Raw genomic sequence first — 22,672 nt, 5'->3', positions numbered from 1 at the left:
CGGGGGTTTTCGGGGGGTAAACGGGGGCCGGCCTACAGGACAGCGGGGGTCCCACCGCGCCCCCGCTGTTGGCGCGATTGCTGCGGCTCGTGTTCGAGGAGATCGAACCCCAACTCGCGGCAACCGTGCTTCAGGGCTCGCCTCTGGTTGTACGGGAGCACAGCTTGCATCTGGCTAACCCTCCACGAGCTGGGCGAGTTCGGCCCGGTACCAGGACTGCTGCACGAAGACGTGAAGCTCCGTCCCTCGGCCGTAGGTGCGACGTTCGCGTACCTCGAGCCCGTCGGGCAGGACGAGCCGGCGTGGTCCACCGACCGGTATCACGTGTTCTTCGCCGATGCGGAACGGCGTGGTCAGGTCGTACTCGGGTCCGTAGCCGCCGATCAGCGCACCCATGGAGCCGTCAGTCAGCAGGGCGGTTGCTCCCCTGCAGGGGAGCGCTCCACGGTCGATTGGCTGGTCGTCGCGGACGGCGACGAGGTGGAAGGCGGTGTAGGCGCAACTCCACGCTGTCTCCCCCTCCAGGTTGAGCGCATAGCAGTCGGCGATCGAAGGCAAATCCGCTCGATGCGGGTAGACCCAGGCGGGTTCGAGGTCAAGCGTGAACGTGGCCAGTCCGTGACCTTGCGGGCCGTGATCGTGGTAACCGAACTACGCCGACCGATCACCACCCGTCAGACCTGACCAGTCCAACCCTGCCCTAAACCAGCAGGCCGTACACAATGGACGGGCCTCGCCCTCCAGCCGCCCGATGGCGGAAAGCCACGGGCGGATCGACAGGCGATGTACTGAGCCCTTCCGTGCAACTGCACGGACGAGCGGGGCCGCACCATCGAGCAGGCCGAGACAGCAAGCCCTGGCTGGCCCACGTCGCGACCCAGCCAGGTCACGATCTCCGAGGAGTGGCTTCAGGCCCAGAAGAGGATGTCGCCGAGATTCTGCTGATCACTGAGGGGCTGGCGGGCTGGGCTTGAAGCACCCTCGAGGCTCGTGGTGTACCAGCCAGTGGAGTCGTTGATCGCCACCTGCTTTCTGTCGGGAGCGGGCAGGACCGTCGGTCGGGAAGTCTTACTCGCCGGCGCGACCTGCTTGACCGTCACCGTGCCCGCAGGCACGTCGACCGTAGCCAGAGCGACGCTGCCGTAGTACTGGCGCGAAATGTCGCGGGGAGAAGTGCACAAGAACGCAGCCTTGTCGACCTGCGTCTTGCAGTCGTACCAGAAGTCGCCGCTGAGTACATCACCGCCCGGCTTGACCCCGGTGACCACGAGATCGGTGACCGTGTCGCCGCGGACGTAAACCCGTACATCAGACTTGTTCAAGCCGGCGATACGGAACTTCTTCTCCTGTCGAAGGCTGCCCGCGCCCTCATCCTTCGGAGCCGTGTCCGGCTGGGCGGGATCGACGGACACCACCCGGCCAGGCTCAGTCACCGTGGCGCCGACCGTGGCGCGGATCCGGCCATCTTCGCCGAAAGTCGGGTTGTCGAAGCATTGCTTAGCCTCACCGAACGCTTGCGGCGGCTTCCACCGTCCCGACGGGACATAGGTACCACCGGTCAGCGTCGCCACATACAGCTCGCAATCGTTGGTGTAGGCCAGGCGATGCATCGTCGCGTCGAAGGCCTCCCGGCGGCTTACGCTAGCTTCGCCCGGCGCCGCCGCAGTGGCGAGCAGATTGCCGGTGGCGACGTCATACACCAGCAAACCCTTGGTGCGAGCGGAAAAGTTATCCTTCGAGATCACGATCCCCGACGGCAGACCGACCTGACCCGTCGGCTCGATCACATTGTCGTCACCCACCGGTGCGCTACTGCTCGTGGGTTGCACAGATGAGCCTCCACCGCACCCGCTCAACAACACCGCAACAGCACACACCACCGCGACCCGCCGCACGACAGCCTCCCCAGGTCCGAGGCCGGGCGACGACCCCGCGGCAGTGATCCTAAGCCATGCAGCTACACCCTGTAGCCCCCTCAATCCATCACGCCAACATCTCGGGTGCAAGGGCCAGTAGTCGTGCCCCAGCCGACCAAGATCGCCGGACTACTTGTTTCATTGACCTGCGACCGTTGCCCGGCCAGGCTCCGGTCGAGGCGCCCGGGCTTTCGCTCTCATTGCGCCTGCCCACGCTGGTCGTGTGGCTGCACTGGGTGAGCGGCACGTGAACCGCACTCCGACGGCCGTCCCCTGATCGCCGCTGGTGGTGTTGGTACCGCCGTTGAGCAGGTCGACCTTCTTGGCGACTTCGTCGTTGCCTAGCAAGACGTCGTCGTCAGTCCCGCAGAACCACTCACGGCGGTGTGCGATCGGTGCCGCTGCGAACCGGGACGCTCCGCGATCAGTTTCAGAAGGGCGGCCGGGGCGTCTCCCAGACCCGCTCGAACTCTTCGGCCACCTGCGGCCACACCAGCGCGAGACCGTCCGCCACCGAATGGATCTCCGCGGCCTGCGGCCCGCAGACGACGAACTCGTGCGGGATCACCCGGCCAGACTGATCCTTACGCCCCAGCGGGTCCGCGATGCGCAACGCAACTCGGTCCCCGGCACGGTGGCAGGTTTCCGGCGCATCACCGGCGTCCGCGAAAGCGGCCTCGTACTCCGGAAGGGGGTCCGAGAATCCACCGGTGAGTAGGAAACGGAAACCCCACGCCCGGCCGCGGGTGGCCCAGATGAAGCTCATCGCACGCTCCGGATCAGGATCTGGTTCTCTTCGCCCTTCTCCAGATCCATCCGGAAGCCGGTCAGCGTGGCCGAGAGAAACTCCTTCTTGGACAGCGCCTCGGCGTTGGCCGCTCGGAGCTTGTCCCCGGCCAGTTTCGCCGCATCGCTCAGGAGATCGGGACCGACGAGGTTCATCAGCAGGCCCAGCGGGCCGGGAAGCCTGGTCTTGGCCAGCAGCGCGGACGCCAAGTCGCCGGCACGGCCGAGTAAACCCTCGAACACGCGCGCCGGGAGCTGCGTCAACTCGTGCCACCGGTGATGCCGCTCGAAGGGCAGGATGGCGGACAGCGGCAAGATCAGATCCAGCCCGACGCGCTCGGTCACCGTGATCTTGCCCGGCTCGAACTTCGCCGACGAGAGCAGCACGAAATCCTCGCCGATCGATAGCGCCTCGCGGCCCTCCACCAACCCGACGATGGCCTCGCGCAGCTGCTCTAGATCGTCGCAGGCCTTCGCGACGAGCAGATCACGGAACCGGTAGACGTCCAGGTCCGGCAAGAGGTCGGCCTTCGACAGCGCCATCACCCAGATCCGCGGGAACTGGGCTAGCGGCTTGCCGTCCTCCAGCAGCTCGTCCCGTAGCGACAGCACGCCGTTGCGGAAGTTGCTGAACAGCGACTTGAGGTACCGATCCTCCTCGCCCGCGTTGTCGAGGAGCTTCTGACCGTCCACCAGCAACAGGGCGACGTCCGAACTCAGCAGGGACCGGAAGCTGTCGGCGCGGCGCTGGGCCTCCTCCGGGCTCTGCACCGACTGCTCGAACCACTCACCCGGATAGTCGTGCCACACCACCCGCAGCACGTCGAAGGGCCGGGACTTCGCCACCGCGGGATCCGACCCGTCCTTCATCTGAACTTTTAAGGCGTACGACGTAGCGGCGAACCGGGTGGTGAGCGGCAGCGTCGCGTCGTCCTTCATGCCGAGGTAGTTCTTGTGCAGCCGGTTACCCTGGCCGATGTCTTCCGCCAGGATGTGGAAGAGGCTCCTCTTCAGATACTGCGGCTCCTGGGCGGCCCCGTAGAACGATGAGAGCAGGACGGTCTTGCCGCTGCCACTCTCCCCGAACACCGCGATGTGCTGCTCGAACGCCCTCGGTTGCATGTGAGGACTTTACGCGAACCGGCGATGATCGCTTGTGCCCTGGCAGGGGTCCGGCAATTCGGGAACACGGCCGGCATCGGCGCCGCGTAGGCATGGTGCTGGGAACCGGGGTGAGTTGTTGGTGCGATGTCTGCGACCGCCAGCCAGTTGGTCGCCGGCCGGCGCTGCCAGGCCCATTCAGCGGTGCTGCCAGCCTTCGGCCTGAAGCTTCGACAGCCAGTTGATCTCTGCGCAAGCTGCGGGGCATTGGGAGAGACCACCGGACGGCTTGGCTGCTAGCGTTCGCCGCCATGTGGACCGAGGAGCTCGTGGCCGGGCGCCCGGCATGGCGGCACATCCGATCGGGGGTCGTGTTTCGTCAGGTTCCGGGCGGTGCGTTCCGGATGGGGCTGTCCGAAGCGGAGCTGGACGCGGTGCGCGCGATCGAACGCAGCGGCGCTGTAGAGGACACCATCGACCCGTTCCTTGCCAGTGCCAAGAAGGCACAACCAGTACGCGAGGTGCACGTCGAGTCGTTCCTGCTCGCCCGGCACCCGCTGACCGTGGCGCAGGTCCAGTACTGGCTGCCCGAGTACGAAGACGACTACGCCGAGGCGACCACCGGCACGGCTAGGCTCGAAGGCGACCTGGAGGGCCTGCTCGAGCGGGTGCCGTTCGACCGAAGGTGATCAATGCATTAAAGGGGCGATGACCGTCTCTCCGAGTCCGGCGATTCGCCCCCATCGCCGGCTCGTCGGCTGTTGAAGGCCAACGAGCGGCTAGTCGTCGAGCCGGGGCGGGTGAAGATGGGTCCGGGTGACGTCGCATAGCTGCTCCGTGCCGACAGAGCCAATGAGCCGGGTTTGGGTCACAAGGCCCGCGAAACGGTGGTCGCCGTCGGGTGTGTTGACGTGTTTGGTCTGCCGGATGATCTGGAGCAGGACGAGTCCCTCGCGTTCGAGCGCGCTGGCGAGAAATGCTTCGTCGATGAGAAGTCCTCCGTCGCTATCAGGCCAGGGCTCTGGATCGAGGTGCAAGAGCTGCCCGTCGACGGTGATGCCGGCGCCGTTGCGGTGGTGCAGTCGTGGGAACAGAGCGGCGGGTGCTGAGGTGAGGAGGTGGACGTTGAGGGTGGCGGGTAGAGAGCAGTCGAGGATGCTGCCTTCCCAGCAGTAGCGTTCAGTCATGACGATGGCGGGCACCCCGAGCCCGAGCGAGTCGGTGCCGATCGCGTCGGTCCAGCGTTCGGGTCGGAAGTCGGCGACAGTGTTGGCGCGGTAGACCGCCCCGGTCGGCCATTCGCCGAGGTACAGCTCGTCGGTGAAGCTGACGTCGAGGGAGAAGCCGTCCAGATCCTCCTCGCCGGTCCAAGCCTGCAGCGCGGGTAGGTCCTCGCGGCGGATGAGGACGCCGTCGATGCTGGCCGTCAAGTCGGCGTGCGCGGTGTTGCGGTCAGTTCGCTGCGGAATGAGGTGCCGGTACCCGCTAAGGATGCGGTAACGGCGGCCGGGCCGCCGCGGAGCGCTATGGGCGGTGGGCCAGTGGGTGAGGTCGGCGTTGACCACGAGGAAGTCGGTCAGGTCGGGCAGGTCTGCCGGGTCGGTGGCCCAGAGGGACAGGTGGACGACGGGATCCTGGTCCAGCGGCACAGCGGGGTGGGCGAGCTGAGGTATCGGCAGCCACCACGCACGCTGCTCGTTAGCGTTTTCTGCGGCAGTGACCGAAACAGGCCCATCGTCCGTCGCCACGTCTGGGGTGACGGTGGCTTCGGCGGTCAGTGGACGTATCTGCCAGAGTTCCCGCCACCAGCGGACATCAATGGGTCTCGGACGGTCGAGAAGGTGGGTCGGGTCGAAGTCGCGGGCGGCGAGCTGCCAGGCGCCTTCGTATGGTGCTTCGCGCTCGCCGTGGTCGCGGTCGCGTAGCTTGTGGGTGCCGGATAACCGCGCCAGTGCTTCATGCCAGGCAAGCCACTGGTACTTCTTGCCGAATCGCTCCTCCTTGTGGGACGTTCGTCCGCGGTCGGAGTGGCTGATGTCGGCGTCGACCTCGCCGAAGGCTTGGGGTGTCCAGCCGAGTTCTAGGACCCGGGCGAATACCCATCCCGGCAGCACGCTCGGGTCAAATCCGGTTAACGGCGTGTCCCGGGTGTCGTCGATGCGCTGGGCGCCGAGCCTGTACCAGTATGGGCGGTCGACGTGCATGACGTACGAGTGGAAGTCACCCATCTTGTCGAGTGATCCGATCACCTGCCCCCACCCGGTGGTGACCGCCTCCATCTTCCGCTCATCATCGAGACCGGACCCGGCCGAAATCGTGTCCGCGTCTGCCCGGATGCGCGGATACTCGGTCTTTAGCTGCTCGAAGTCCGGTAGACCCAACTGGCCCGGCCAGTTGGCCGGGTACCGCGGCATTGAGGTCTCGCGGAGGTACGTGACGTCCGCGCTTCCAGGAAGCGCCTCGGTGAGGCAGTTGACTGCTAACGCAAAGTAGTCGCGCGCGAGCACATGGACGGGAACGCCCACCTGCTCAACGAACGCCCGCAGGGCCGCCGCTGCAGGTTCGGGTTCGACCGCTCGCAAAGTGATCGCTGCGTACGCGACCGCAAGCACTCGCTCCGTGACGTACCCGTCGTCGACTCCTGCCGCCAGTTGCAGCAGCGAGGGGATGATCTGCGGGTCGTGGGGCGTGATCGCCACCAAGGCCCGGGTCGCGGTGTCCCGCAGGAACCGGTCCGGGGAGGGCAAGGCCCAAAGCAGGGCCTCCGCGGTGAGCCGGGCCACCGTGGTCGTGCCGTCGACGTCGACGTTCAAAACTTCCTCTGGCGCAGACCTCGCCCATTCCAGCAGGGGTTGGTAGGGGCTCGGCCGCCCCCTCTTCGCGTGGCGCCCGCGGACCTGGGCAGTCCATCGCCGATCCCGTTCCGTCATCGTCATCGGAGCGAGCAGATCGTGCAGCCAGCCGTGACCAAGCGGCCGGTCGGGATGGATGGTGAGGAGTAGTGCTCGGCTGATCGCTTCGCGGCGCAGCGGATCCGGCGGAGCGGCCGGAGCATCGGGGTCTGGGCCGAAGATCAGGTCCGCGAGGTGCTGACGGGTGCGGTCGGTGAAGCTGGACGATTCACGCTGTAGCAGACCTCGTAGCCAGGGTTCGGTGATGATCCACTCAACTGATCGGCCTTCAAACGTGACACCGGCCCGCTTCATGGCCTCGGCGATCTCCGGCAACTCGACACCTACGCGCTCTGGCGCTGCAACGGCCAGGGCTTCCAGAAGCGTTCGCAGTCGGTAGGCCTCCGGTGACCGTTTGCCAGGATCAGTGGCTGGCAGCCGACGGGCGATCTCGGCGGCGTTGTCGGCCGTGGACCGACCAGCCGTCTCGGAGCCGTTGCCCAGCAACACTTCCGCAGCGAGGTGATCGCTGATGCGCTCGAAGGCGAAGCGAACCACCCGCGACGGCTTTCGGCCGGCCTCCTCTAGGACGAAGTCTTCGGCGAGCAGTCCCTCACTGACCAGAACGCCGAGCGGTGTCTTGTCATAGGGCGCGCCGGGCGCCGTGGGCACCACGGCGTGAAGCGCCGCGACCGCCTCCACGTACGGAAGCACCGGGCGCGGGCGCTTGGACATCGCTGCAGCCACCGATTCACAGCACGGCCGTGCGATCGCCTGATAGGGGCCGGTCCCCAGTTGGTGCCGGGCGCGCGCGTCAACGTCTTGGAAGATCGCTTCGATGATCCGCGACAGCCCCGGGATCGGCTGCGCGAGCAGCCCCTCATTATGGCGGGCGGCCTGGCAAAACAGTCGCAGCATCAGCGGGTTGGACAACTCGCGAAACAACGAGGGCGGTGCTGCTGGCAGCGGGAGCCGGTAGTGCTCGAAAAATGCCCGGACCGCCGTTAAGGGCTTCTCGGCGAATCCCTTGTGCTCTACCTGGATCAGCCGGGCTTCGTCGAGGTGGTCGGGAAGGATCATGTCCTTGGCGATCGTGCGGACGCTCAAGATGACGCCGATCCAGGGGTAGCGGCGGGCCACTGTGAGGAAGGCGGCGAGATGGTTGGGCCATAGCTGAAGGCCGTTATTCTCGTTGATGGCATCGATGATCAACAGCGCGCGTTGCTGGCTGGCCTCGGCGCGGGCGCTGAGCGCTTGTAGGAAGGTCTCGGCCTCGCCGTCGAACCGCAGTGCTTTCATGACTTCGGACCAGGGGTTGCCAACGCCGAGCTGCTGGCCGAGCACCACCACCGCCGGCTGGCCGCGTTCGAGGGCGAGCCGCGCGGTGTCGCACAGCAGGTGAGTCTTTCCGCTGCCGGCATTACCCCACAGCAGCATGGCCGGTGCCGTGTAAGCGGGCCAGTCCTCGTCGAACGCCGCGATGACCTTGGCGCTCACCTCGGCGAACTCGTTGAACGTTCGGCTCCTCCGGCCGGCCTCGCCAGCCTGTTCGGCGTCCGGATGCGGAGTCAGCGTCCGCACCGCGGTCTGCAGGTCCTGCCAAGCCTGCCGCCATAGGCCGACCGGCACCTGCTTGTCGGGGGTCGGCGTCTCGTCGGAGGTCAGCGGCAATGGCAGCGCTGCGGCGAGTTCGTGCAGTCTGGAGCTCACGGCGAGGTCGATGGTCGGATCGACTCGCTCGATGTGGCCGATGACGGACGCGGCATGTTGCTCAAGGTCGACGAGCAGATGTGGAAGTCGGGCGAAGTCAGCGATCTTTCGACCGGCCGGCACCCCGACTGTCAGGTTGCGGTTGTAGCGGGGCCCGACCTGCTCGACGACCTCGTCCAAGCGTTCGGCCAGCCACGTACGACTCAGCAGCGGTCGCTCGAACCACCAGCGGTAACGGCCGGCATGTTCCTCGCGCGACAAGGCTTCAAGGATCTCAGACTTGCCCATGTAGTGGAACTCGACGGCCCGCCCCCGGGTCGCCACATGCTTCGTCCATTGCTCGACGTAGTGATTCCACTTGTCCATGAACCACTGCTCGTCTGACTTCCTGGGATCGGCACGGTCGCCGGGCAGGGCGATCGTCATGGCGGTCAGGTTCGGGTGCTTCTCGATCGCCGTCTTCACGCTGCCTGCGATCTTCGACCACTGGTCAGGGCTCGGGCTGCCCAGGAAAAACTTGGCCTGCAGCCCGTGCTCGGCACCGCTGGCGTCGATCGAGTAGCCCTCGACGCCACCATCTGGGGTACCCAGGCGCACAAACGCTTGCCCCTTACGGAGCGCCTCTGCCCGGGCGATCTGGCAGCACAACTCCTCGAACCCGGTATCCTGCCCGCGCCCCCAGGGGCGGATGGCGGCAAAGTCGACATCAATCGGCACCGCACGATTCTGCCGGACCGCTACAGCAAGCACCTGGCCAGGAGTCCAATAACCGTCAGGCAATCTGGTGAAGGTCCAGGGACCAGCAGCGAAGCGCAGACCACGCTGGGATCCGCGCGCTGCGGCTCATCACCGTGAGAACAGTTCTGAAGCAGCCCGAAGCGAGCGGCCACGAAGTCAAATCACGTTGCTTCGGGAGGTTGCGATGACCGATACCCTGAGTAGGCGGCACATAACTCGTCGAGTCCGCCGGCTACACGCCAGGACCACCGCCAGGGGGACCCGTGAACCGACCAGTCTGGGAGCACCTCGACCCGCTCGCCTTTAACGGCGGCGTGTTCTACGTGCCGGCCGCGATCGAGTTGCAGCCGCGAATCGCGCTCTGGGGCCATCCTGACCAACCCGATCTGCGCGAGCGGATCGCCAACGACCGCCCCCACGGCATCGGCGGGCAAAAAACTGCTCTGCCTGCACTGCATGCGCTACCAGGCCCGAAGAGGACTCCCCCGCGCACCGGTCTGGCTGACCTTCGTCGAAGGGCGGCACGGTCCACTGTTCCGACACGAAGATGGCCGCTCCCCGCACCCGGAACACCAGCCCGAGACCGACACCCACGAGGCGCTCAAAGAGCGCAAGGCCCGCACGTGGGAATCTGTCGGCGGCACCGTAGAGGTCGAGGTGTGGCGGCCACGCGCCCGCCGCCGACCGGACGTCCTGGCCATCGGTCCGGTTCTGACGGTGGCCGGGGAGGTCCAGCATTCTAGGGAGACCCCTCGGACCATCCGGGCCCGGCAACGAGCGCTCCGCAAAGCCGGGGACCGGGTGGTGTGGACCACCGACCGCGGCGCCGACGACATCGCGTTCCTTCACTCGGTGCCACATCTGTCCGTGCCGGCCCTTGACGATCACCGCATATACCTATCCGAGGCCCGGCTGGAAATCGGCGCGGGTGCCATTACGTTTGAGACGCAACGGTGCGGTTGGGCGGACCTCTGGACCGGCACCACCCGGTGCCCGGTCACCCGCAAGACCATGCCGTGCGGCCGCCTACACCTGTACCCGACGTTGAATCCGCACAGCTACAGCCGGCAGAAGGCCGCCACAACCGCCATGTTCCCCTGCGGTCCACGCCCTCACCTGGACCACCTATTGGAAGGCATTCTGCATGGGACGGGCTGCCCTTCCGGCACCGCGACCGTGTTAGCTGGATCCCCGCCGAGGCGCACACCACGGTCACCGCCGAACGGGGCGGGACCATCGAGCTGGCCGAGACCGCAAGCGACTCCCGCCGCGAAGAGACGGCCGAACGTGCCTGCGAGCGGCGATACGGTCCGGGCGTCGCGCAGGCTGAAGCGCCCGAGGTGGAAAGCCTGCCCTTGTGCTGCGGTATGAAGCCGCCTGGACGGGCCGGTCAGCCGCTGGTTCTTGCCTGCCAGCTCTGCAGTAGCTCCCCTACCTACTGGCACCGAGACGAGATCGACGGGACGCGGTCCAGCGCTCACCTGTGAGTGGGGCCGCCCGGACCCGGAAGGGCCGGGAAGAGTGGCCTGAGCTGCGAGCCCGCACCCATGCAGACCTTCAATCGCTGGCTTGATTAGCGCCATGTCCTTGAGTGAGAAGTAAGTCAAACCCGTACACGGCGTGCGCGCCGGCGCAGTAGACGACACGGCTGTCTGTCGTTAGGGGGAAGACCGGAGGCGTTCCCCCTATTCGGGTTGTCGCGAGATGTCCGCCATCTCGTGGGTCGCAGATCCGGATCGTTCCGTCGCGTGCGGCGCTGGCGAGCCAGGATCCGTCCGGTGCCTTTATCAGGGCCGTCACGGGGGACCTGTGGCCTTTGAGGGTCTGCCGGAGGGTACCGGTGATCGGATCCCAGATCCGCACGGTCGTGTCGTATGAGCTGCTGGCCAGCCAGGAACCGTCCGGTGCCGTCGCCAAGGCCGAGACGCCGTCGGTGTGTTCGGTGAGGACGTGGCGAACAGTGCCGGTGCTCGGGTCCCAGATCCGCAACGTGCCGTCGTCAGCGCCGCTGGCCAGCCACGACCCGTCCGGCGCTGCCACCAACGCCCCTACCTGGCTGGGACCGTCCGTGAGAGTTCGTCGAAGGGTCCCGGTGACGGGATCCCAGATCCGCACCGTGTCGTCAAATCCGTCGCTGGCCAGCCAAGATCCGTCCGGTGCTGTCACCAGCGCCAACACGGCGTTGGTGTGACCGGCGAGGGTGTGGCGGAGGGCGCCCGTGATGGGGTCCCAGATCCGCACCGTGCCATCGTGTGCGCCGCTGGCCAGCCACGACCCGTCCGGCGCTGCCACCAACGCCCCTACCTGGCTGGGACCGTCCGTGAGAGTTCGTCGAAGGACCCCGCTAACTGGATCCCAGATCCGCACCGTGCCATCGTGTGCGCCGCTGGCCAGCCACGACCCGTCCGCCGCCGCCGCCAACGCCCCCACCCAGCCGGTGTGGTCGGTGAAGGTGTGCCGTACAGCGCCGACGATGGGGTCCCAGATCCGCACGGTCCGGTCGTACGAGCTGCTCGCCAGCCAGGAGCAGTCCGGCGCCAACACCAACGCCATCACCGATCTGGTATGGCCGTCCGGGAGTCGTCCGAGGGCACCAGTAATCCTTGGGTTCCATACGCGCACCGTCGCATCGAAACCGTTGCTGGCCAGCCAGGATCCGTCTGGTGCCGCGGTCAGCGCTGATACGCGTCCGGTGTGACCGGTGAGGTTATGCCTGAGGCCACCGGTGACCAGGTCCCAGATCCGCACCGAGTGACCGCGCCCCGCGCTGGCCAACCAAGAGCCATCCGGTGCCACCGCCAATACCAGCACTGCGCTGCTGTGGCCGGCAAGGGCATGGCGCAGAGTGCCGGTAGGCAGATCCCAGACCCGTACCGAGCCATCCTGGCCGCCACTCGCGAGCCATGAGCCGTCTCGCGCAACTGCCAACGCCAACACCGGACTGTCTTGGCCGGCGAAAGTATGGAGGAGAGTGCCGCTGGTGGGGTCCCAGACCCGTACCGAGCCATCGAGTCCGCCGCTGGCCAGCCAGGACCCGTCCGGCGCCACCGCCAATGCCAGCAGCCAGCCGGCGTGGCCGGTGAGAATGTTTCGACGGGTGCCGGTCGTCGGGTCCCAGATCTGCACCGTGCCATCGGGTCCGCCACTGGCCAGCCAGGACCCATCCGGCGCCGTTGCAAGCGCCAGCACCGAGCCGCTATGACCGACGAGGTTGTACCGGAGGGCGCCGGTGGTCAGGTCCCAGACCTTCACCGAGCCATCGGGGCCGCCGCTGGCCACCCAGGACGCATCTGGCGCTGCCACCAAAGCCTCGACCCGACCAGTGTGGTCGGTGAAGATACTGCGCAGGGCGCCGGTGGTGGGATCCCAGACCCGGACAGCGCCGTCGTGGCCGCCGCTGGCCACCCAGGCCCCGTCCGGCACGGACACCAGCGACGACACCGGACCGTGGTGGTCGGGGAAGGTATGGCGCAAGGCGCCCGTGGTGGGACCCCAAACCCGGACAGTGCCGTCGTAGCCGCCGCTGGCCACCCAGGCCCCGTCCGGCGCGGATACCAGCGACGACAGTGAACCGGTGTGACCGGTGAGAGTGCGTAGTAGGGCAGGGTGAGCACCGTCTGGGGGTGGCCACCGGTTTGCTAGTCGCGGCAGCGGAAGGACAGACGTGTAGGCGGCCACCAGTGGTGCCAGGTCGGGTTCGTTGTCGAGGCGGCTGACCAGCACGTCACCGAGAGCGTCGGGCGGGTCGGTAGGGGTAAGCAGGTGGCTGTTCTGCCTGATGGTCCTGGCCAGCGTGGTGGCGGTGGAAGTGGTCACGTGGGCGAGGTCTGCCTCGACCGCGGCGGGCCCGTGGCGCTGCAGGCGTCTGGTGATCCATCGCAAGTCGGTGACGGTGACGGCGAGTTCGTCGTGTCGGTCGGCACCGTGTAGGTGTTCGGCGAGGTGTGCTGCGAGGTACTCCTCGGCGGCGGGAAGCGTCCACCAGGCCACAGTCGGCGAGGCTGCGGATGTCGCCGCTGAGGCTGCCGGCATGGTCAGTGCGACAGCAGCGTCCAGGAGCAGAGCGTGCAGTCGGGTGCGTTGACTGCTGTCGGTGGCGTTGCGGATTAGATAGGAGCGGATGATGTCGTGGAGCCGGATGGTGCCTGCTTCGGATTGGTACTGCAGCAGCAGCGACATCCCGGCCAGGATCGCGCAAACTCGCCGGGTGCCGCGTGGTGTCAGACCGCCGGTCTTTGCCCACAGAAGCGTGAGTACTGAAAGCGGTATGTCAACGTCCTCGCCGAAGATCGCTAGTTCGGTGAACCGGTCGCTGATCGCCGGGTCGAGGAGGTCCAGGCCGGCGCGGACGGTGGCGTCAATCGCACGGCCACTTCGGGCGGGGTCTTCGAAGTCGAAGCTGGTGGGGCCTTCTTCGGCGAGTCGGTCCGCGATGTCCCGCAACGCCCACGCCGCGGTGGCGCCGTAGTTCTCGACGTGGCGGACCACGGTCCGGTTCGCGATGCTGAGCAGCACCGGCCAACGTCCGGTCGCCGACAGGATCCGGGCGACCAGGTCGGTCGGCGGATCGGCTAGGTCGCGGGTCAACAGCGCCGCCGCCTGCCTTGTGGACATCTGGTCGACCCACACGCTGGAACTCGCCGGCACCAAGCCGCGGTGACGGGTCGTGACCAGCCGCCGGCACCGTGCCCCGCCTTGGCAAAACGGGTCCAACTGGTCGGCCCGCCAGACATCGTCGACCACCAGCAATACCGGTTCAGGTTGGCTGTCCAGTAACGCGCCCAGGCGATGTCCCGCCTGAATCGGGTCAGTGAACCCGCTGCGGGCGCCGGTGAGATGCTCGATCAGGTTGTTGATCCGTCCAGCCAGCTCCGCGCCGGCGGCGTGCTCACCGACGGTCACCCACAGAAGACCACCCGAAAATCTGTCGCGCACCTGCGGCTGATGACATATCCAGGCAGCCAAGGTGGTCTTACCGAATCCGCCGGTGCCGTGGACACCGCTCACCGCTACCTGCTCGCCGGCCTCCGCAGTCACCAGCTCCAACAGCGGTTCCGCCAGCTCTGGCCGCGCCACCATGCCCGCCGCGTGCGGCGGCGCCATCCACAGCCGCTGTATCGGTCGGGGACCGTGGCCGTCCTGGTAGACGTTGATCGTCCCGTCCGGCGCATTGAACATGGTCGAGCGGTCGCGTGCCTCGAACCGATCGCCACCGGCACGCCCCACAGTCGTGCTCATGACCCGAATCGCTCGCCCAGATGATTTGTCACGGTTATCGAGCCGCCGGGCGCGTTGTACTGCGTCGCGTTACCGCCCGCGATGAACGTGTTCACCCAGTCCTTTTCTGTCGCCGGCAGCTGCTGCCGGAGATCGGCGGCCCACATCCGCACCTCATCACCGAGTTCCGGGTGCTCCTCCACCAAATCAGCCAACCGCTGCTGCCACAACAGCGCCAACCGCCGCCGAACCTCAATCTGCTGCTCCGTGGGTGCGCCAGTGATCTCCGCAGCGGTCTGATCCGCCCACCCCTGCGCCACGTCACCCCGCCGCTGTCCCGCTCGGCCAAACAAGCGGCATACCCCAGCTCGCGCTGACTGCCACACATCTGTGGCGACAGCACCGATCAGTGCCGACCCGCCCACTGTCGCCGCCGACAGCAACCAGCCCTCAATCACAGCCTGACCTCCAACGCACACGGCAGATCCTTGACACACCGTAGTCTCCCCGGACACGCACCGAAATTACCGAACGCGTTGCCAGAGGTGCGGTGGCGTAGCAGGCCCCAACTGATGACCGACTCTGACTTGGTGCGTCTGGCCGTGGCACCCGGGCTCGTGCAATGCCCGATCGTGGATGTAGAAGTCGGCGAGAGCACACCTCGACCACGTGAGTGCGGGCGGCTCATGAGCCATGGACGCATCGAGTCTCATTGACCTAATCGCTATGGATTCCGCTTGTGCCCGTCGACCCGGGTCGTCGACGACCGGGACAGCTTTGTACGCGAAGGGTGGCCCTATGGCCGACTTCCTGAGCGGAACGAACGAGGCGAGGTACACCCTGGCGAACACCGGTTGCCCGAACCCCAGAGAGAAGGCCGATGGATGTCCGTTGGTATCGGCTGCTTCAGATGGTCATGTCTCCCTGGAGGTGACCGGAATGGCGATCGATTCGAGCGTGATATCGCCGACGGTGACCCTGGTGGTCGCCGACCTGGATCCTGGATACACGAGACCGGCATGCCGGAGCCGCAACCGGTGCGCGTACGTCACGAGTTGGTAGAGTTCGTCGGTGCTGGGCCGGTCTTTCCACTTTCGGTACTTCGCGTCATAAACACTAACCGGCCTATTTCCCTCTAATAGGACGAAGTCGGCGACACCCATTATCTCGGCTCCACTGTCGGTCAGTGGGATCGGATACCGAGGAGCCACTGCCTGCCCCGCCGGCAACTGCCGGGTAAGCCAATTGCCCACGTACAACTCCCAAATCCTCGTCATGTTGAACAGGACGCTGACGCCTGCGACCGCGCCATCGACGGGTAGGGCAGTCCTGTCGTCGAGGACGAGATAGCTCAGCTCGGAGACGTTCCGATACTGGGACGGGACGGTCGTGGCCGGTAGACGTGGCCTGCCCTCGGTCCAACCACTGATCTGAGCGAAGATGGGAGCCAGGGAGCGCAGGCGGGCAGATAGCTGCGGGTTCTGGTAGGTCATCCGGCTCAGCTTGGTGTGCGCTGCGGCGACGAGACGGTTGATCGGGATGTCCATTGTCAGTCGGTTGGCCCTTGTCACCAGTCGGGTGGGCAGACCCGCTCCGGCACCCAGGTGTGCGGCGACGTCAGGGGCTCCCGCATAGGGCGGTCGGACGAAGGTGCGCGAGGCGTAGCCCTTCGCGAGTCCTGCCCCGACGAGACGCTCAGCCTCCCGGACGAACGCCAGTCCGATGAGATCGACCAGGCCGTGCCCGCCGACCGCATCCACGCCAGCCTCCTCCAGCAGGGTGGTCCTCTCGGCGAGCCCGAGTAGCTGTGCCACATTCTCGAAGGGGAACCGGCTGGTGATATCGATGACGCGGCCCGACCGGAGAGCGAAACGACCGACGTACGGTCCCGGTTGGATTCGATACCAGCCCTGGGTTTCGCCGACGGTCACCCGCTCGATGACCCGTGGCCTGCCAGCAGTGCCCCCCGAACCCTTGGCGAGTGCGGTCAGCTCGGATGCCTCGTCGTGCGTCAGCTCGACGAGGTCGGGTTGATAGTCACGGAGCTGGATCACCTTATGCCCGTTCCGCGATCAGGGTCCGGACGTCAGCGTCCAGCTGCCGCAGTTCGCTCGGCCGTTCGAACCAGTATTCGGCGAGGTACGGATGCAGTTGGTACGCCCAGATGTGTTCGGCCACAGTGGCGTCGAGATTCTCGACCATCCAGTAGGAGTGTCCTGGACTTACCACGGCGTCGCGCCCGACCCGATCCCTGATCAGGCGGAAGACGTCGAGCGCCAGGTCGGCGTTCACGGCCGGACGCGCTGCGGCCCAACTCGCGAGCACGAGGTCATTGGGTTCCAGCGCGAACGCGTTGAACCGCCGCCGCAACGCGAAATCCAGTAGTGCCAGGCTGCGGTCTGCTGTGTTCATCGTGCCCAGCAGCACGACGTTGCTCGGCACTGAGAAGCGCCGCTGCGAGTAGGGCAACGTCACCTCTGCGGTGTCACGGTATTCGAGCAGGAACAGTAACTCCCCGAAGACCGCCGCCAGGTCGGCACGATTCATCTCGTCGATCACGAGTACGAAGCTCTCGTCGGTTGCCTTTCTCGCCCGTTCACAGAGCCTCGAGAGAATCCCCTCTCGGACTGTGTACCGGAACCCGCCCTTGTCATCGTCCGTCGCCGGTCGCAGGCCCTCGACGAAGTCTTCGTAGGAGTATGCGGGGTGGAATTGTAGTAGTTCGATGTTGGCCGGTGCTGTCGCTAGGTGCCGGGCAAGTAGGAGCGCGAGATGTGTCTTGCCTGTGCCGGGCGGACCGTGGAACACCCCTTGCCTCATGGGGCCTCGCAGCGCCTCGACCCACGCCTCGACTCGTTCCACCGGTAGGTGACTTCCTGCCGCCACCTGCTCGATCGTCAGGCGGAGTGGCGCGTGAGCGGACTCTGCCGGCGTCACGTCACCGACCAGTTCACCGACTGTTGGGGCGCTGTCGTCGGACGTCTTCGGCAGGTTCCGCATGACGGCGGTCAGGATCGCATCCGCCTCCTGTGCCGCCACCCCGTGCCGCTCACGCCAACGGAGCAGGGCGGCACAGAAACGTTCGTAGCTCGCCTTGCTGTCGGAGCGGAACACGTCACCGACCTCGGCACCCAGGCCCTTCCTTGTGGCGTTGATGAACACACCGAAACGGTCGGGCTCGCGCAGGTACAGCAGGTAGCTGGGAAGAGACGTACCGGCGCCCGGAAGGATCGACCGGTCCGCGTACATCTGGCCCAGGAGGTCCACGGCAGCCTCCAGAGGCTGCGTCCAGAGTCGCGAGACGACCCTGTTGAATCGCACAACGTCCTGGCCCAGCTTGGCCATGATGGCGCCAGCGAAACCTGGCGAGAAGCGGTCGTACCGCACTCGGCCCGCCGCTTCGTGCTGGTTGAACAACCGACCGAGTTTGACGATTTCCTCGACGTCCATCTCGCCATGGCGCTCGTCGAGCATCTGACGCGCCTTCTCCTCGGCATCCACGCGCGCCAGCGCGAACCTTGGCCCGAACCTCGCCCGCGTCTCTTCGATGACCTCCGCGATCGGTCGTGGCCCCTCCCCCATCGGCTCCTCCAGCCTCGGCTTCATGCGCCCCTTATCTGAGCTCTACGAACCATACGGGCCAATCGATGTTTCGTGGGTGCGTTGCTGCCTGTCGGGTTTGGCTCTGCGAAAGCTCCATCACGATTCGGCCTGCAGGACGCCGAGTAATTCGGATGGAGCGCCTCACGCGGTACCCCTCTAATTTGACCGACGCCGAGTGGGAGATCATCGAGCCGATGCTGCCGTCTCCACAGTGGATGGGCAGACCAGAGAAGCATCCCCGGCGGGCCGTCATCGACGCCGTCTTGTACGTGGTGCGCACCGGTTGCGCGCGGTGGTACCTGCCGGTCGACTTCCCGCCGTGGCAGACCGTGTACGCGCACTTCACTCGGCTGAACAGTCGGGGCGTGACCGAGCGGATCCTGACCGAGCTACGTGAGCAAATCCCGGTGGCTCACGGTCGCGAGCCGAGCCGACGGCGGGGATCATCGCCTCGCAGAGCGTGAAGGGCGCTGACACCGTGCCGCGGCACTCCCGCGGTTACGACGCCGGGAAGAAGATCAACGGCCGGAAACGATTCATCGTCACCGACACCCTTGGCCTGCTGGTCACCGTCTGGGTCCTCGCCGCGTCCTGGCAGGACCGCGACGGCGCCAAAGGCGCCCTGCTCGCCACCTACGCAGCCACTCCCACCGGCACGTCTTCGCCGGGCGCCTCGTCGACTGGGCCCGCGACCTGCTACGCACCACCGTCGAGATCGTCCGCAAACCCGCCGACCAACGAGGGTTCGTCGTGCACCCGCGCCGCTGGGTCGTGGAGCGGACCCTGTCCTGGATCACCGCCCACCGCCGCCTGGCACGCGACTACGAAACCCACCGCGCAACGTCGGAGGCCATGACCCGATGGGCCGCCCTCGGTGGCATGCTCCGCCGCCTTGCCCGAGGCGAAGCCGCCACCCACCAACAACGCCTCACCTTCAACACACCCGACTGACAGCAATGTGAAACACGCTCTCAGGGAGGCGGTGACGGGTCCGTAGCCACGCAGCGCACTGTGGAAGCCGCTCATGTAGCTGGCCCAAAAAGCGGCAAAGGCAGGACGGGCAGCGCTCGCGGCGGTCGCGTAGGCGGTGATGGCCCGCCGGTCGCGCAGCATTGCCTGGATCGCCTCCCGCACCTCGTCCGGGTTCGCCGAACGGAGCTCGTGCGCTGCCCTGTCAAGGTAGGGCAGCAGGCTGCCCACCGTGAACAGTCGAGCGCCGGGGATATGGTTGCTGGTCTTGCCCCACGGCCCGTCGGCGGTGTCGGCGATCGGCGCGTATCCGGCGGTGGTGAGCAGACGCCGCATCCCGGCCGCCGGCAGCTGTTTGATCAGCTGCAGGTATGGCGGTGTGTCGCACAGGTCAAGGGCGAGTGTCCGTTCCATCGCCTGGCCGAATCGGTCCGGCTCAGGTGCGCAGGCGCGGATGGCTGCAGGGGCGCGACTGATACGACCCTGCAGGTCGGCGATGAGCCGGGCCCGGTGCGGAAACTGCTGGGCGAGCCAGCGCATTGACGCTGGCGGTTCACTGCAGCTGCGGATTGCGTACGAGGTCATGAGGGCACTCCTTCGCAGGTCAGGGCACACCGGCACGTCGTGGCACCTAACCGGTGTGGGGCGGCAGCGGCATGTCAGGCGACGCCCGATGGGGAGGGACACGCAGCGGGTTGTCGACGACTGCAACCGGAGGGATCCAAAGGCGCGCCGCAGGCGGGGTCTTAGCCCCTCGGCATCGATGGCCGACTCATCGGGCTCCGCATAACTGGGCGGCACAGCAGCAGGTTCAACAGCTGGACGACGCCAGCTCTACGATCGACCGTACGCGCCGATGTGACCACGGACAAGCCATCCGGCGAGACCGGTCCGATGGCGACCGGTGATGTTCTGCCCGCAATCCGACAGGCTCGACCGACCGGCATTGGCATAGATCAGTCGGTGACGTAGGGTATCGACAGGATTCCATTTAGTCAGCTATCGCTACCACAACCGGGTCAACCGGATGAGCGAGGTGGCCGCGACATGGACACCGGCAGACACAATCCTAGTTGCGAGACAGCCCGAGGACACCGCTGCCTCTGCACCCAGTGCGGCGGCAGCCAGCATGGCGTACAGGGCTGGCTCGACCTCGTCGACCAGGACTATCTGATCCGTCACGGGGGACGGGAGCGCTTCGAGAGCAAACTGGCCTGGACAGAGCATCGTCCGCGGCGCCTGGAGCAGACGCGCGGCAACCAGGAAATTACCACCGACCTCGCCCGCGTCGACATCGCGGACTGGCTTGCCGCCCCGTCGCCGCCTGCGGGGCCCGAAGACGGCGAGCCCTACCCGACGCCAGCCGAGCAGGTGACAGCGCTTGCCGAGGAAATGACGCGCGGGGCCTGGCGGGAGATCGTCACGGAACTCGACCGTGCCACGCAGGACACCACCAGCGTGAAGCGCGACCTCACCAACCACTTCTGGTGCGACCTCTTCATCGGTCTGGTCCAGGCGATCGAGATGACCCGACGAGGCTTCGACAGCATCCCCAACAAGGCCAAAGCCCTGATCCTGGGTTCGGCACTGCAGACCGACCGGCCGCACGTCACCGAAGCCGTCATCAGCTTGATCGTCGACAAGGCGTGGCATGGCATCCAGGCCGCAGCGTTCGCGGGCGCACCGCTGCTCGACCTCATCTCAAACGAAGAAGCCCTGCGCGCACTACGGATCCTCGCCGTATTCATCTGCCCCGCACCAGCACAACACCCCGCAATACGCCGACACGCCCTGAAGCCACTCGGAGACGACATCACCAAGATCCTCACCGACCAGACCAAGAGCAGACTTGCCGAGCTGTTCACCGACTGGCGATCCGACAGCGGCATACCGCCAGGCGGATAGCTGCGCAAGGCTGTGCTCCCCGTTCCCGATGGCGCACTCGTTGAAGGCAGGTGCCCCACTCCCTCACGACCATCGGCAGACGCCGGGGCAGCATCAGAGTGAGCGGGCCGATCTGAATATGAGGTGGAGCCTGTAGTCGCAACTCGGGCACGGTGCCCGGATGATGCTGCTTGTACCCGCGAACTCCTACGGCCCCGGCGGCCCGATGACCACTTCGTGCCCGAAGCCGACGCGGCCGCCCGCCGCCGGGATCGACGTCGCGGTGGTCGACCACGACACGCTGACCCTCGGCGACCCGCAGCGCGGCCATGGCCACACCGCTGCACAGCCCGCCGATCCTCGCCCAAGCCGACACCGCGCTCATCGACCTGCTCAGCAGGTAATCGCCCGAGCCAGCCCGACGTCGACCTCTCCGCCGATTGTCGACGCGATGACAGTCGCTCCACTGTCGACCGGTCAATTCGGGAAGACCAGGACCAGGGAGCGCCGACGATCCTGCCTGGCCTCCGGGCTGGTCGAAACACCTGATCGAGCGACAGCTGGCATCATCTGGAGCGCTTGACGCGGAATCAAGAGACCAAATGCCGCTTCATCCAGAACGTAGATGAAGCGGCAGGTCATAGCGGTTGACAGCGAACAGATCAGCAGCCAACCGTCCACGCGGTTACCGCCAACAAAGATCATCCGTTACCGGATGTTACCGCCGTTACCGGAGAAGATCTTCATCTCCCCAGGCCAATCGGTCGGGACGGCCGGATTCGAACCGACGACCCCTTGACCCCCAGTAGTCCGGTGGCCCAGCGGCATGCTCACGCACGTTTGTCCAGGTCGCCTCAAGTATAAACCAGCCGAGTAAAGGAGTTGTCGCACCACTGCCCACCAACATCGCCGACGACCCCCGCCGGTTGCGGCACCCGCTGGGTGACCGGCCCCCGCTAGGTATTCGTTACCGTGAGCATGTGCCTGAGCCACCTCTGGGCTGACCCGGCTAAATCGCCACTGAACAGAGGCGGACGATATGCCGATGCGCCATGTCGGAACTACGCCCTACGTTGCTCGTGTGAACGTTTCGCACGTACCGCTGAGTACCTCCCGGATCCTCGTTGGTGACACGTGCGCGCTGGTCAATGAGGTCTTCGAAGGCACCCGCCGCGCAAGCCTGACGAGCTTGCTCGCGACGCTGCATCACGGCGCGGTGCGCCTTTACGTACCACGGCATGTTCTTGACGAGGTCGGCCGTCACATCGCCGCCGACGCGCAGGCTCGCGTCCGTCCGGTCGACCCGCTTACGGCACAACGCCGCTGGGACACGCTCTACGCTCCGCATATCCGGGTTGTGGACGTGCCGGATGACTGGGCACGCGAGCCCCGTCGGTGCACCCGCGTGATCACCGTAGCTTCCTGTCGATCCTGGAGATCACCTCATCGAGACGGGCCACCGCCGCCGCGCAGAGCCTGACGGCTTCGTCGGCCCAGTCGGGAAGTTGGCCGGTGGCGTTGAACGCGGCGGCGGCCTGGTTGACGTTGTGGCCGAACATCACCACCGCACGGCGAGCGGCGAACAACTCATGCTGCAGATCGCGCAGATCGCCGGTCGTAGCACCGGGTGCCTGAGCGGCGGACGCGGCGGCGACAGCGGCCTTGGCCGCGTAGCCGGTCGTGGTCAACTGCGTGATCGCCGCCGCTGCGTCGATCGCGGCCTTCTCCTCATCGGACAACCTGAGCAGCACGGCGTGGGGGCGACCCGGCCGATTGTGGGCACGATGGCGGGCCGTCCGGGGCGGGGCGGGCTGCTCATTGTCCATTGACGCCACTCTGCGCCCACGGCGTTGCCGG

15 protein-coding genes and 1 pseudogene are annotated in these 22,672 nt (G+C 66.4%); 5 read left to right on the top strand and 11 right to left on the bottom strand.

Going from position 1 to position 22,672, the window contains the following annotated elements; all coding sequences use genetic code 11:
* Window positions 1–174: 174 nt before the first annotated feature.
* From GA0070619_RS32200 to GA0070619_RS08490, 4 genes are all read right to left on the bottom strand, one after another.
* A complete protein-coding gene (locus GA0070619_RS32200; protein ID WP_157743940.1) occupies window positions 175–558 on the bottom strand; it encodes a hypothetical protein in 384 nt (127 codons plus the stop codon).
* 350 nt (window positions 559–908) lie between these two features.
* Window positions 909–1,802: a hypothetical protein gene (locus GA0070619_RS08500; RefSeq protein WP_157743939.1), complete on the bottom strand. Its 894-nt coding sequence runs from the start codon at window positions 1,800–1,802 to the stop codon at window positions 909–911.
* 544 nt (window positions 1,803–2,346) lie between these two features.
* Window positions 2,347–2,682, bottom strand: a complete 336-nt coding sequence (locus tag GA0070619_RS08495) for a hypothetical protein (protein ID WP_088947556.1) — start codon at window positions 2,680–2,682, stop codon at window positions 2,347–2,349.
* Window positions 2,679–3,824: a TRAFAC clade GTPase domain-containing protein gene (locus GA0070619_RS08490; RefSeq protein ID WP_088947555.1), complete on the bottom strand. Its 1,146-nt coding sequence runs from the start codon at window positions 3,822–3,824 to the stop codon at window positions 2,679–2,681. Before GA0070619_RS08490 ends, GA0070619_RS08495 begins: the two co-directional genes overlap by 4 nt.
* 290 nt (window positions 3,825–4,114) lie before the next feature.
* On the opposite strand from GA0070619_RS08490, the gene GA0070619_RS08485 reads away from it, so the two are divergent.
* On the top strand, window positions 4,115–4,492 hold the full coding sequence (locus GA0070619_RS08485; protein ID WP_231927328.1) for a hypothetical protein: 378 nt from the start codon (window positions 4,115–4,117) through the stop codon (window positions 4,490–4,492).
* Between the two features lie 90 nt (window positions 4,493–4,582).
* On the opposite strand, the gene GA0070619_RS08480 is transcribed toward GA0070619_RS08485, so the two are convergent.
* Window positions 4,583–9,121 (bottom strand): NACHT domain-containing protein, encoded by a 4,539-nt coding sequence (locus GA0070619_RS08480; protein WP_088947554.1) that lies wholly within the window; start codon window positions 9,119–9,121, stop codon window positions 4,583–4,585.
* A 477-nt stretch (window positions 9,122–9,598) separates the two neighbouring features.
* On the opposite strand from GA0070619_RS08480, the gene GA0070619_RS34210 reads away from it, so the two are divergent.
* Window positions 9,599–10,513 (top strand): competence protein CoiA family protein, encoded by a 915-nt coding sequence (locus GA0070619_RS34210; RefSeq protein ID WP_462686454.1) that lies wholly within the window; start codon window positions 9,599–9,601, stop codon window positions 10,511–10,513.
* A 186-nt stretch (window positions 10,514–10,699) separates the two neighbouring features.
* Here GA0070619_RS34210 and GA0070619_RS08475 read toward each other — a convergent pair whose 3' ends face one another.
* The 4 genes from GA0070619_RS08475 to GA0070619_RS08460 all read right to left on the bottom strand — a co-directional run bounded on the left by GA0070619_RS08475 (window position 10,700) and on the right by GA0070619_RS08460 (window position 17,965).
* Window positions 10,700–14,380 (bottom strand): NB-ARC domain-containing protein, encoded by a 3,681-nt coding sequence (locus GA0070619_RS08475; RefSeq protein ID WP_088947553.1) that lies wholly within the window; start codon window positions 14,378–14,380, stop codon window positions 10,700–10,702.
* Window positions 14,377–14,679, bottom strand: coding sequence for a hypothetical protein (locus GA0070619_RS08470; RefSeq protein ID WP_088947552.1), 303 nt, complete (start codon window positions 14,677–14,679; stop codon window positions 14,377–14,379). The genes GA0070619_RS08475 and GA0070619_RS08470 overlap by 4 nt, the downstream gene beginning before the upstream one ends.
* 594 nt (window positions 14,680–15,273) lie before the next feature.
* Window positions 15,274–16,413 carry a 5-methylcytosine restriction system specificity protein McrC gene (locus GA0070619_RS08465; protein WP_088947551.1) on the bottom strand — a complete coding sequence of 380 codons (1,140 nt, stop codon included), beginning with the start codon at window positions 16,411–16,413 and terminating at the stop codon, window positions 15,274–15,276.
* A gap of 1 nt (window position 16,414) precedes the next feature.
* Complete coding sequence (locus tag GA0070619_RS08460; RefSeq protein WP_088947550.1) at window positions 16,415–17,965, bottom strand: McrB family protein; 1,551 nt, start codon at window positions 17,963–17,965, stop codon at window positions 16,415–16,417.
* A gap of 128 nt (window positions 17,966–18,093) precedes the next feature.
* Here GA0070619_RS08460 and GA0070619_RS32995 point away from each other — a divergent pair, with 128 nt between their 5' ends.
* Together GA0070619_RS32995 and GA0070619_RS33930 are read left to right on the top strand one after the other, a co-directional pair.
* A complete protein-coding gene (locus GA0070619_RS32995; RefSeq protein WP_197699610.1) occupies window positions 18,094–18,426 on the top strand; it encodes a transposase in 333 nt (110 codons plus the stop codon).
* A pseudogene (locus GA0070619_RS33930) lies at window positions 18,423–18,542 on the top strand (IS5-like element ISFal3A family transposase); the annotation flags it as partial. The gene GA0070619_RS32995 and the pseudogene GA0070619_RS33930, both read left to right, overlap by 4 nt.
* Window positions 18,543–18,658: 116 nt before the next feature.
* Here GA0070619_RS33930 and GA0070619_RS33325 read toward each other — a convergent pair.
* Window positions 18,659–19,516 (bottom strand): hypothetical protein, encoded by an 858-nt coding sequence (locus GA0070619_RS33325; RefSeq protein WP_231927327.1) that lies wholly within the window; start codon window positions 19,514–19,516, stop codon window positions 18,659–18,661.
* Between the two features lie 462 nt (window positions 19,517–19,978).
* Between GA0070619_RS33325 and GA0070619_RS32195 the strand changes: the two genes are divergently transcribed.
* Window positions 19,979–20,836 (top strand): hypothetical protein, encoded by an 858-nt coding sequence (locus GA0070619_RS32195; RefSeq protein ID WP_157743938.1) that lies wholly within the window; start codon window positions 19,979–19,981, stop codon window positions 20,834–20,836.
* Window positions 20,837–22,224: 1,388 nt separating this feature from the next.
* Here GA0070619_RS32195 and GA0070619_RS08445 read toward each other — a convergent pair.
* Window positions 22,225–22,641 carry a DUF1778 domain-containing protein gene (locus tag GA0070619_RS08445; RefSeq protein ID WP_157743937.1) on the bottom strand — a complete coding sequence of 139 codons (417 nt, stop codon included), beginning with the start codon at window positions 22,639–22,641 and terminating at the stop codon, window positions 22,225–22,227.
* Between the last annotated feature and the right edge of the window lie 31 nt (window positions 22,642–22,672).

The sequence above is a fragment of the Micromonospora zamorensis genome (assembly GCF_900090275.1).
GTDB lineage: Bacteria > Actinomycetota > Actinomycetes > Mycobacteriales > Micromonosporaceae > Micromonospora > Micromonospora zamorensis.
Note: the sequence above shows the minus strand (reverse complement) of the source record. Positions and strands in the feature narration are given on the sequence as shown.